This is a genomic window from Microbacterium sp. Bi128, from assembly GCF_918698205.1.
In genome coordinates this window covers 1-11,935 of record NZ_CAKKMM010000102.1, presented here as the reverse complement: position 1 = coordinate 11,935, position 11,935 = coordinate 1, and the positions used below count along the sequence as shown (strand labels likewise).

At 70.0% G+C, this 11,935-nt stretch carries 8 protein-coding genes; 2 read left to right on the top strand and 6 right to left on the bottom strand.

What is annotated here, in order from left to right; all coding sequences use genetic code 11:
- Together LQV45_RS09930 and LQV45_RS09925 are read left to right on the top strand one after the other, a co-directional pair.
- The coding region (locus LQV45_RS09930; protein ID WP_230006873.1) for a LacI family DNA-binding transcriptional regulator at positions 1-796 on the top strand (796 nt) is incomplete at its 5' end.
- A gap of 37 nt (positions 797-833) precedes the next feature.
- A complete protein-coding gene (locus LQV45_RS09925) occupies positions 834-2,651 on the top strand; it encodes a glycoside hydrolase family 2 protein (protein WP_230006872.1) in 1,818 nt (605 codons plus the stop codon).
- Positions 2,652-2,704: 53 nt separating this feature from the next.
- Here LQV45_RS09925 and iolD read toward each other — a convergent pair whose 3' ends face one another.
- The 6 genes from iolD to LQV45_RS09895 all read right to left on the bottom strand — a co-directional run.
- Positions 2,705-4,633, bottom strand: a complete 1,929-nt coding sequence (gene iolD, locus LQV45_RS09920; protein WP_230006871.1) for a 3D-(3,5/4)-trihydroxycyclohexane-1,2-dione acylhydrolase (decyclizing) — start codon at positions 4,631-4,633, stop codon at positions 2,705-2,707.
- Positions 4,630-5,517 carry a 5-deoxy-glucuronate isomerase gene (iolB, locus tag LQV45_RS09915; RefSeq protein ID WP_230006870.1) on the bottom strand — a complete coding sequence of 296 codons (888 nt, stop codon included), beginning with the start codon at positions 5,515-5,517 and terminating at the stop codon, positions 4,630-4,632. The genes iolD and iolB overlap by 4 nt, the downstream gene beginning before the upstream one ends.
- Positions 5,517-7,043 (bottom strand): CoA-acylating methylmalonate-semialdehyde dehydrogenase, encoded by a 1,527-nt coding sequence (locus LQV45_RS09910; RefSeq protein ID WP_230006869.1) that lies wholly within the window; start codon positions 7,041-7,043, stop codon positions 5,517-5,519. Before LQV45_RS09910 ends, iolB begins: the two co-directional genes overlap by 1 nt.
- Positions 7,044-7,053: 10 nt before the next feature.
- Positions 7,054-7,956 carry a deoxyribose-phosphate aldolase gene (locus LQV45_RS09905; protein ID WP_230006868.1) on the bottom strand — a complete coding sequence of 301 codons (903 nt, stop codon included), beginning with the start codon at positions 7,954-7,956 and terminating at the stop codon, positions 7,054-7,056.
- Positions 7,949-8,920, bottom strand: a complete 972-nt coding sequence (gene iolC, locus LQV45_RS09900; RefSeq protein WP_230006867.1) for a 5-dehydro-2-deoxygluconokinase — start codon at positions 8,918-8,920, stop codon at positions 7,949-7,951. The genes LQV45_RS09905 and iolC overlap by 8 nt, the downstream gene beginning before the upstream one ends.
- Positions 8,921-9,093: 173 nt before the next feature.
- A partial coding sequence (locus LQV45_RS09895; protein WP_230006866.1) for a glycoside hydrolase family 2 TIM barrel-domain containing protein occupies positions 9,094-11,935 on the bottom strand: 2,842 nt, incomplete at its 5' end.

Genomic DNA, 11,935 nt, shown 5'->3' with positions numbered 1-11,935 from the left:
CGAGGCCACCTACTTAGCCGAGCTGGCCGCGCTCATGTCGACCGAGGTGGACGGATTCGACTACCGTCTGCTGATCGAGCAGACCACCGGCGGTCTCGAGGAGGAACGCGCCGTCCTCCGCGGCCGCGAGCAGGGCCTCATCGACGGCCTCGTCTTCCAGCCGACGTTCCTGGACGCCGACGCCATCGAGGACTTGCGAGGCACGACCCCGCTCGTCCTACTGGGCGAGATGCCCGCTCCGCCCACGGTCGACCACGTGATGGTGGACAACATCGCCGCGGCCCGCACGGCGACCTTCCATCTGCTGCAGTCGGGGCGGACGCGCGTGGCGTTCCTGGGCCGCAACCACCGCACGGGGCACACGACCGCGACACTTCGCCTGCAGGGCTACCGCGCGGCGCTCGAGGAGTCGGACGCCGTCCGGAGCGACGATCTCCTGATCCCGATGACGCAGTTCGGGGCGTTCGCCGCCGAAGCGGCCGTCAGCGACGCCCTCAAGGCGGGGACGCGGTTCGACGGTCTCGTGTGCTTCGACGACCTCTCGGCGATCGGCGCGATGAAGGCGCTCCGGACCGCCGGCCACATCGTGCCCGACGACGTCGCCGTCATCGGCTGGGACGACATCCTGATGACCCAGTTCACCGCTCCCGCACTCACCACGATCCGGCCCGACAAGGCCACGCTCGTCCAGACCGCGTTCTCCTTCCTGCGCGACCGCATGGGCGGAGAACGCGGCGAGGGACGTCACACGCTCGTCGGATTCGACCTCGTGGTACGCGGCAGTACCGCGATGTAAATTTGCAGCGCTAGAAAAAGTACGCCACAGTGTCCGCATGGACCCAATGACGTCATCCGCATCCGACCACATCGGCTCGTACCCGCGCCCGCAGTTGCGCAGGCCGGTGTGGCACAGCCTCGACGGCGAGTGGCGGTTCGCCTACGACGACTCAGAGATCGGATCTGCCGAGGGGTGGTTCCGCACCGGCGACTTCGATCGGACGATCGTCGTGCCGTATCCGCCGGAGTCGCCCGCCTCGGGCATCGCCGACCCTTCGTACCACCCGGTCATCTGGTACTCGCGGGTTCTGACCGCGACGGAGACCGACCGCGGTGACAGCGGCGCGAGGATTCTCCTCCACTTCGGCGCCGTCGACTACGCCGCTACGGTCTGGCTGAACGGCAGCCAGGTCGCCACGCACGCGGGCGGCCACTCCCCCTTCTCCGCCGACATCACCGACTACCTCACGGGACACGGCGACGACCTCCTCGTCGTGCGCGCCGTCGATCGCCCCCTCGACGTGGGGCAGCCGCGGGGCAAGCAGGAGTGGCTCCCCGAGCCGCACGAGATCTGGTATCGCCGCACGACCGGGATCTGGCAGCCGGTGTGGATCGAGCAGGCCGCGTCGACGCACATCACCGAACTGACCTGGCGACCCACGCGCGGCACCGACAGCGTGGAACTCGAGCTGCTCCTCAACCGGCCGCTCACACCGCACGCGACCGTCGACGTCGAGCTGAGCTACGACGCAACCCTCCTCGCACGCCTGTCCATGCAGGCCGTCTCCTCCGGCGCCCCCATCTTCGACATCCCCCTGCGCGACCAGCGCAACGGCCAGCACTACGAGAAGCTGACCTGGTCTCCGGAGAACCCGCGACTGATCGACGCGAAGGTCACCGTCACCGACGGGGAGTCCGTGGACACCGTCGCCTCGTACCTCGGTCTGCGTACGGTCGGCGTGACGGCAGGACGCTTCCTCATGAACGACAGGCCGTTCTTCGTCCGAGCCGTGCTCGAGCAGGGGTTCTGGCCCGAATCCCACCTCGCGGCGCCGAGCACCGAGGCATTGCGCGCCGAGGTGCAGCTCATCCTGGACATGGGGTTCAACACCGCCCGGATCCACCAGAAGGCCGAGGACCCGCGTTTCCTCTACTGGGCCGACCGGCTCGGGCTCCTGCTATGGGGTGAGGCGCCGGCTGCCTACGAATTCACCACCAGCGCGGTCTCGGATCTCACGCGCGAGTGGGTGGAGCTCGTGCGTCGCGACCGGTCGCACCCCTCGATCGTCACGTGGGTGCCGATGAACGAGAGCTGGGGGGTGCGCGACATCCTCACCGATGCGCCGCAGCGTGCGTTCTCGCGCGGGCTGGCAGACCTGACCCGCGCGCTCGATCCGACCCGGCCGGTCGTCTCGAACGACGGATGGGAGCACACCCGATCCGACATCCTCACGGTGCACGACTACGACGGCGACCCCGAGACCTTCGCTCGACGCTACGCGGATCGTGACGCCCTCCGGACGCTCTTTTCGGGCTACGGGCCCTCGCACCGCATGCTGATGGCGGAAGGCGAAGCCGACACCGAGAACGTCCCGGTGATGGTGAGCGAGTTCGGCGGTATCAAGTTCGAGACGACCCCGTCGGAGCCCGCCTGGGGCTACTCCACCAGCAACACGGTCGAAGAACTGGAGACCCACGTGCGGGGGCTCTTCGGGGCACTGCTCGAGAGCACGGTCCTCGCGGGCTTCTGCTACACCCAGATCACCGACACCATGCAGGAGGCCAACGGCCTCGCCGATGAGAACCGGGTCCCGAAGCTCCCCATCGACGTGATCCGCTCGATCGTCACGGGCGAGTCCCGCTCGAAGCCGTGAGCGTGTGAGCACGGATCGGGCGGTGCCTTTCGAGGGCACCGCCCGATCGCGTCTCAGCCGAGCAGGGGCCGCTGGGCGGCGCGGAGGCGTTCGTACTCGGCGCGCGCCTCGCGGGTCGTCGCGAGCGTGGAATGCTCGGCGACGGGAACGTCCCACCAGCCCCCGCCGTCGGGGCCGTACCGGAGCGGGTCGGCGTCGACGTGGATGAGGGTCGTCGTGGTCGACGCCTTCGCGCGACGGACGGCGTCGCGCAGTTCGCGGGCGGCCTCCGGTCCCGGCGCCACCTCGATGACGTCGACCCCGTAGGATCGCGCGTTCGCGGCGAGGTCGACCGGCACGAACCGCTCCTCGACGAAGTCGAGCGTCACCGGGTCCTGGGTCCGGTACTTCGTGCCGAACCGCGCGGAGCCCACCGTCTCCGACAAGTGTCCGATCGAGGCGTACCCGTGGTTCTGGACCAGCACGACGACGATCTTGAGTCCCTCCGCGACCGCCGTCACGAGCTCGGTGTGGAGCATGAGGTACGAGCCGTCTCCCACGAGGACGAGCACATCGCGGTCGGGCGCGGCGCGACGCACGCCGAGGCCGCCGGCGATCTCGTATCCCATCGTGGAGAACGCGTACTCGACGTGATACCCCAGCGGGTCGCGCACCCGCCACAGCTTGTGGAGGTCGCCCGGCAGCGACCCCGCGGCCTGCACGAGGACGTCCGTCGGGTCGCTCGCGGCGTGGACCGCCCCGATGATCTCGGGCTGGCCCAGCAGGTCGGCCCCGGAGGGCGTGAGCGCCCGATCGACGACGGCATCCCACGCGCTCTTCTCCGCGGCGATGCGCTGCGCGTAGTCGGCCGCGACCTGCCATCCCGTCAGACCGACCTCGAGGGCCTCGATCGCGCGCCGGGCGTCAGAGACGACCGGGAGCTGGGTGCCGTGCTTGTAGGCGTCGAAGGACGCGACGTTGATGTTCACGAACCGCACGCCGACCCGCTGGAACGCACTCCGGCTGGCGGTGGTGAAGTCGCTGTAGCGCGTGCCGATCCCGATCACCACGTCGGCCTCGGCCGCGAGCGCGTTCGCCGCCGTCGTCCCGGTCGCACCGACCGCACCGGCGTACTGCGGATGATCCCACGGGAGGCTGCCGACACCCGCCTGGGTCGCGCCGACAGGGACGCCCGTGGCCTCCACGAAAGCGCGCAGCGCATCCTCGGCGCCGGAGTACAGCACCCCGCCTCCCGCGACGATGAAAGGCCTCTCCGCGGCCCGGATCACCTCGAGGGCACGCGAGAGTTCGCCGGGCTCGGGAACCGTACGGCGGACGTGCCACTCGCGCGACTGGAGGAACTCCACCGGCACGTCGAGCGCTTCCGCCTGCACATCCTCGGGCAGCGCGATCGTCACCGCCCCCGTCTCGGCGGGGTCGGTCAGCACCCGCATCGCGGCGAGCGCGATGGAGAAGAGCTGCTCGGGGCGCTGGACGCGATCGAAGAAGCGCGACACCGGACGGAAGGCGTCGGTCACCTGCATCCCGGGGTCGTGGGGGTGCTCCAGCTGCTGCAGGACGGGGTCGGCGACACGGGTCGCGAAGGTGTCCGAGGGCAGCAGCAGCACGGGCAGTCGATTCGCCGTGGCCAGCGCCGCACCCGTCAGCATGTTGGCGGCACCGGGCCCGACGGACGCGGTCGCCGCGAAGGTCGCACGTCGCCGCCGCATCCGGGCATAGCCGACGGCCTGATGCACCATTGCCTGTTCGTTGCGGGCCTGGTGGTACGGCATGAGGCCCGGCTCCTCGGTGTGCAGCTGCAGCAGCGCCTGACCGATGCCGGCGACATTCCCGTGACCGAAGATGCCGAAGGTGCCCGCGATCGTGCGCTCTCGGATGTCGCCGTCCACCGTCCATTGGTTCGCGAGGAAGGTCATGAGCGCCTGGGCGACGGTCATCCGACGCGTGGGCGCCGCGGTCTCGGGATCGTTCGGTCGCGTCATGGTGCGGTCTCCTTCGACAGGTACGGCAGACGGGGGTCCGGCTGCTGGTCGGTCCACTGCTGCCGGACCCAGCCCTGGGCCGGGTCGTCGGTGATCCGCCACGCCCGCTCGGCCCCGGGGCCGGCCATCACGTTGAGGTAGTAGAGGTCGTACCCGGGCGCGGCGACCGCCGGGCCGTGGAACCCGTAAGGAACGAGGGCGACGTCGCCGGTGCCGACCCGGGCAGCGGTGTCGATCGCACGCTCGTCGGAGGAGTAGGTGGCGAACATCCCGAACGGCCGTGCGTCGGCGGGCGCGTCGGCGCCCCGCGCGACCGCGGACTCGAAGTAGTAGATCTCCTCCAACTCGCTCTCGGTCGCGCCGGCGCGGTCGTGCTTGTGCGCGGGGTAGGACGACCAGTTCTCGGCGGGGGTGATCACCTCGCACACGATCAGCTTCTGCGCCGCGAGCGCACCCGGGACACCGAAGTTGTGCACCTGACGCGTCGACCGCCCCGCGCCCCGGATCTCCACCGGGACGTCGTCGCGGCGCAGGAGGGCCGACGGCAGGCTCGCGGTCGTCGGCGCCTCGGCGATCGCGACGCGCCCGGACCCCTCGATGCGGAGCCCGCTCGTCGCGCCCAGGTAGAGCACATCGGTCGGCCCGTCGAACACCGACCGTCGCCCTTCGAGCACCCAGCGATCATCGGATGCCGAGACGACGAAGGATCCCGCGAGGGGGACGATCATGCGCTCGAGCGCTCCCGGCGGGAGGGCCAGGTCCCCGTCGAGGTCGGCGACACGCAGCCCCGTGTACCGCCATCCGGGCACGCCCTCACCGACGACGGTCTCCCACGGCCCCTCCTCGAGGGAGCCGCGAGGGAACAGCCACTCGTTCGTCACCATCAGTTCTGGGGGAACCCGAGGTCGACACCGCCGTGCGAGGGGTCGAGCCACCGTGCGGTGACGGCCTTCTGCTGCGTGTAGAACTTCACGCCCTCGCTGCCGTGCGCCTTGGCGTCGCCGAAGAGCGACTGGCGCCATCCGCCGAACGAGAAGGTGGCCACCGGCACGGGGATGGGGACGTTGATCCCGATCATGCCGACTTCGACCTCGCGCTGGAAGCGCCGGGCGGCTCCCCCGTCGTTGGTGAAGATCGCGGTGCCGTTGCCGAAGGCACCGGAGTTGATCAGGGCGACGCCGTCCTCGTAGCTGGCGACCCGGACGACGGCGAGAACCGGGCCGAAGATCTCCTCGGTGTAGACGCGCGACGCGGTCGAGACGCGGTCGATCAGAGTCGGACCGAGCCAGAATCCGTTCGGGTCTCCGTCGGCGACGACGTCGCGCCCGTCGACGACGACCTCGGCGCCGTCGGCGATCGCGATGTCGATGTACGAGGCGACCTTGTCCCGGTGCTGCCGTGTCACGAGCGGCCCCATGTCGCACGATCGACGACCGTCGCCGATGCGCAGCCCCGCGATGCGCTCGCGCACCTTCGCCACGAGCTCGTCGGCGATGGGCTCGACCGCCACGACGACGGAGATCGCCATGCAGCGCTCACCCGCCGAGCCGAAGCCGGCGTTGACCGCCGAGTCGGCGACCAGGTCGAGGTCGGCGTCCGGGAGCACGAGCATGTGGTTCTTGGCGCCGCCGAGGGCCTGGACGCGCTTGCCGTGACGCGCCGCCGTCTCGTAGATGTACTGGGCGATGGGAGTGGATCCCACGAACGAGATCGCTCGCACGTCGGGGTGCTCCAGCAGGCCGTCCACGGCGACCTTGTCGCCCTGCAGCACCGTGAACACGCCGTCGGGGAGGCCGGCCTCCTTAAGCAGTTCGCCGATCCACACCGCGGCCGACGGGTCCTTCTCGCTCGGCTTGAGCACGACGGTGTTGCCGGCGGCGATCGCGATCGGGAAGAACCACATCGACACCATGGCCGGGAAGTTGAAGGGGGAGATGATCCCGACGACGCCGAGCGGCTGGCGGAGGGAGTAGACGTCGACGTCGGTGGAGACCTGTTCGGAGTATTCGCCCTTCAGGTGGTGCGCCAGACCGGTGGCGAACTCCACGACCTCCTGACCGCGCGTGATCTCCCCCAGTGCGTCCGAGAGGACCTTGCCGTGCTCACTCGTGATGATCTCCGCGAGTTCGCCCTTGCGGGCGTCGAGGAGCTCGCGGAAGCGGAACATGATCGCCTGCCGGCGGGCGAGCGACATGTCGCGCCACTGCGGGAACGCGGCTTTCGCCGACGCCACGGCCGCCTCGACGTCCGACGCGTCGGCCAGGACCACCTGGCGGGTGACGCGTCCGCGGGCGGGATCGAACACATCGCCGGTGCGCTCGGCCGCACCCGTGACGGGCGCGCCTCCGATCCAGTGGGGGATCGGGGTGAGCGCACCGTCGCGGTCGGGGGCATCGATCGATGTCGTCATGACGTCTCCTTCAGAAACTCGTGGGAATGCGCGCCGGGACCGTGCCGTGCACGAGGGAGGCGGCGATGTCGACCGCGCGGACGACGTCGTCGTCGTGCGGGTAGAGCAGTGTGCGTCCGACGACGAGCCCGCGCATCCCGGGCAACGCCAGGGCGCTCTCCCAGGAGGCGAACGTCTCCTCTTGACCCGACGTCGGGTCTCCGCCCAGTAGCAGGGTGGGCATGGTCGCGGCCTCGGCGACGCGTTCCATGTCGTCGACGACCGGGAGCTTCAACCACGTGTATGCGGAGGAGTTGCCCAGGCCCGCGGCGATCGCGACCGATCTGATCACCGCGTCCGCGGACAGGTCGTTGACGATCCGACCACCGCTCCAGCAGCTCATGAAGGGCTCGAGCATGATGGGGAGCCGTGCCGTGACCGCCGCGGACACCGCGGCCGCCGTCCCTTCGAGAACGGATGCCGTTCCGGCATCCTCCAGATTGACGCGGACGAGCAGCTTCGCGAGGTCGATACCGTCGCGCACCATTGCGGGAACGTCGTAGGCGGTGAACCGGTCGTCCATCTCGAAGGATGCGCCCTGCAGCCCGCCTCGGTTCATGGATCCCACGACGACTTTGTCGTCCAGGACGCCGAGCAGGGCGAGATCTTCGATGATGTCGGGGGTGCCCAGCACGCCGTCCACGCCGGGGCGCTCGAGCGCAGCGGCGAGCCTCTCGAGGAGCGCGACCCGACTGCCCATCGCCAAGCCACGCGAGCCGACTCCCAGTGATCCGCGTGCCGGGTGGTCGGCGGCGATGATGAAGAGCCGACCGTCCTCGCCGAGGAGGGAGCGTCGCCGACGCTCGCGGAGCGTCTGTCCGATGAGGGCGGGGCTCTCCGCCCGGATCTGTCGGATCCTCTCGATGTCAGGCATGTGCGACCGCCTTCTCGATGAACTGCTCGACCTCGGCGGCATCCGGCATCGCGGTCGAGCATTCGCGCTTCCCTGCGACGATCGCGCCGGCGGCGTTGGCCCAGAGCATGGTCTTCTCCAGACCCCAGCCCGCCAGAAGACCGTGGCAGAGCGCGCCGCCGAAGGCATCCCCGGCACCGAGGCCGTTGACCACGTCGACCTCGAACGGTGCGACCTCGACCCGCTCGTCCCGCGTCTTGGCGAGGACGCCCTTCGGGCCCTGCTTCACGATCGCCAGCTCGACGCCGCGCCCCAGGAGGGCATCCGCGGCCCGGTCGGGATCGGTCTCGCCCACCGCGATCTCGCACTCCTCGCGGTTGCCGACAGCGACGGTGACGTGCTCGAGTGCGCGCGACACCTGCTCGCGCGCCGCTTCCGGGCTCTCCCAGAACATGGGGCGGTAGTCCAGATCGAGCACGGTGAGCGGTCGGCGACCGCGGGCTTCCCAGGCGGTGAAGTGGGCGCTGCGGCTGGGCTCGCGGCTGAGCCCGGTCACCGTCGACCAGTACACCCGCGCGCCCGTCACCGCGTCGAGGTCCAGCTCGTCCGGGTGGATGACGAGATCGGGGGCGATCGGGTCCCGGTAGAAGTAGAGGGGGAAGTGGTCGGGCGGAAAGATCTCGCAGAAGGTGACGGGGGTGCGCAGGGATGCCACGACGTCGACGAATCGATCGGAGACACCCAGCCGCGCCAGCTCCCGCCGAGCGTAGGCCCCGAACGGGTCATCGCCCGTCCGGGTGATCAGAGCGGCGACCCGCCCGTACTTCGCGGCGGCGACGGCGACGTTCGTGGCCGACCCGCCGAGGTACTTCCCGAAGCTGGTCACGTCCTCGAGGCCGACGCCGTCTTGCAGGGGATACAGATCCACACCGATCCGCCCGATGGCGAGAACATCGAGCGGTGAGACGAGGTGGGAAGGGCGCAAGGGTGATCCTCTTCGATCGGGGGGAGCTTACTTTGTCCTAACAAATAAGAGATTAGGGCGTGCGCGCACGATAATCAAACACGGACATGCGGAACGTCCTCGGCGCACCCCCGGAGACCGCGGGGGCGCGCCGAGGACCACCGAGAGCGTCGGCCCCGTGATCGCTCCTGTCGTCAGGAGGACGCGGCAGCGCGGAAGAGCACGTGCATCGTTCGGGTTTCGGGGCGCAGGAGGGCGTCAGGCCAGACGTCCGGGCCGCAGGCCCGCGATCCCAGGCCGTTCTGCGCCACGTCGAGGTAGAGGTAGGTCCGCGTGGGCTCGGGCAGCTCGTGCGCGTGCCCGACGCGATCCAGCTCTTGCGCGGTGTGGCGGGCGAGCGTGAAGCCGGGGCGTCGGCCACGGGAGTCCGGTTCGGTGTCGATCCGCAGCATCCTCCGGCCGCCGCGGCGGATGTCGAGCTGACGCACCTCACTACGGTGGCCGCTCTCCTGCGGGAAGGCGTACGGGAAGGTGAGGCCCTCGAGATCCGCGCCGTAACGGCCCACCAGGACGCCTCGGCGGGAATCCGGGTACGACTCCCCCGGCCCGGTGCCGAACCACTCGGCACCCTCGACGTCGACGGGAAGATCCAGCCGCACGCCGAGGCGCGGCCAGACGAGGTCCCATCGCGACGACGGGATGAACTGCAGAGTGAGGCGGACGTCGTCGCCGTCCTGCTCCCAGCGCTCCTCCAGCGTCACCGCGGCGCGCGTGTCGGCGGCGGCCCACCGGGAGCGTCTCTCCAGCACCGTGTCGTCGCGCCGGATGTCCACGACACGCGAGGTCAGACGGTCGAGGCCGGCCTGGCGCCATCGCGAGGCGTGCGAGGGGCCGGGGACGCCGAGGCCTCGGCCCGCCAGGGGGTCGCTCACGTCGTAGCTGCCCATGTGCGACCCGTTGTCGTTGTCGGTGGGCGCACGCCACAGCTCCAGCCGGGGACCGTCCACCTCGAGCGCGCCGAGGGAGACGAGGTGCCCGTCGAGGAATCCCGCTCCACCGAGCCGGTACCGGCCGCGGATGTCACGCGCGGCGACCGACGCGTGCGCACGACGCGGCGCGGGAGTGCGTACCGGTGTCGCGTCGACGAGGAGCGCCTGCTGGGCCGCGAGGACGTGCCCAGACGGAGCCCACGCCGCATCATCGGCGAGTGCCGCGCTCACGGTGAACCACACTTCGCCGCCCTCGCCGGACATCGCCTCACCGAGAGTGATGCGTGCGGAAGCGTGACCGCCCGCCGGAACAGCGCCGCGGCCCTCTGCGGCGAGCGCCAAGATCCCCGCCCGGACTTCGACGCCGTCGCGCTCGATCCGCCAGGGGAAGACCAGGTCCGACGTGTCGGCGGAGTGCCTCAGGTTGCTCACGCGCACCGCGACCCCCTCCGGCGTCGCCTCGATGGAGAAGCGGATGGGCGCCGTCACGGCGGCGAACTCGATCAGGCCGGGGCTCGGCGTCCCGTCGGACAGCACCATCCCGTCCATGCAGGTGTGCCCGTCGTGCACGCCCGTGTCGGCGAAGTCGTCACCGTAGGCGAAGAACTCGACGCCCTCGGGCGTACGAGTACGGATGCCGTGGTCCCGCCACTCCCACACGAAGCCACCGTGCAGGCGGGGATACTCCTCGACGAGGTCCTCGTAGAGCTCGATACCGCCGGGGCCGTTGCCCATCGCGTGCACGTACTCGCACATCACGAAGGGTTTCGACCGCTGTCGAGCCGACTGCGCACCCGACGCGTCCTGCAGCAGGGCGGTCGAGTCGGAACCGATGCTGATGACCTCGGCGATGGCGGGGTACATACGCGAGTAGACGTCGGTGTAGTCACCGGCACGGTCGCCTTCGTAGTGCACCGGCCGCTCGGGATCGCGCCACCGCACCCACTCCGCCATCGCCGCGAGGTTCGCACCCGTGCCCGATTCGTTGCCGAGCGACCACATGACGATGCTCGGATGGTTCTTGTCGCGCTCGAGCGTGCGCTCCATGCGGTCCAGGTAGGTCTCACGCCAGGCGGGATCCTCGCTGGGATTGTCCATCCACTCGTCGACGCCCGGCGAGAAGACGTCGTTGCCATGATGGAAGGCGTGGGTCTCGAGGTCGCACTCGAGCATGACCCAGAACCCGAGCTCGTCGGCGAGGTCGAGGACGCGCGGATGCGGCGGATAGTGAGCCGTCCGGATCGCGTTGACGTTGTACCTCTTCATCAGCTCGAGATCGCGGCGCACGAACTCCTCGTCGAAGCCACGGCCGAGGTCGGGATGCGTGTCGTGCCGGTTCATACCGTGCAGCACCGCTCTCCGGCCGTTCACGAGGAAGAGGTCGCCGCGCACCTCGACCGTACGGAAACCGAGCCGCAGCGCGATCGTCTCGGCGTCGTCGCGGCTGGACACGGTCGCGTCGTAAAGCCTCGGCACTTCCGCGCTCCACGCCTCGACCCGGTCGACGACGACGGGAGAGACCTCCTCCGCGCTCGCCCACCGCACGTCGATGCCGAGTTCCGGCACGCGCAGACGCACGGGGAAAGGATCCTCGGCGCGCAGCTCGGTCGTGAGGAGACCGGATCCGGTGCGCTCGTCGTACCCCGCCCGCACCCAGACGTCCTCAATGCCGCCGATCGGCCGCGCCTGCAGCGAGACGTCACGGTAGATGCCGGGCAGCCACCACTGGTCCTGGTCCTCGACATACGTTGACGCCGACCACTGATGGACGCGGACGGCGATCGTGTTGGTCCCGGCGCGCACGGCCTCGGTGACGTCGAACTCCTGCGCGAGTCGCGAACCCGTGCCGACTCCGATCTCGGTCCCGTTGACCCATACGCGATACCGGGACTCGACGCCGTCGAAGCGCAGGACGATGGCGTCGAACTCGTCGCGCCGCATCCATTCGGGGGGCAGCTCGAAGGTGCGCCGGTGGTCGCCGGTCGGATTGAGATCGGGGGTGAAGGGGGGATCCTGCGGGAACGGAAGCTGCACGTTCGTGTACTGC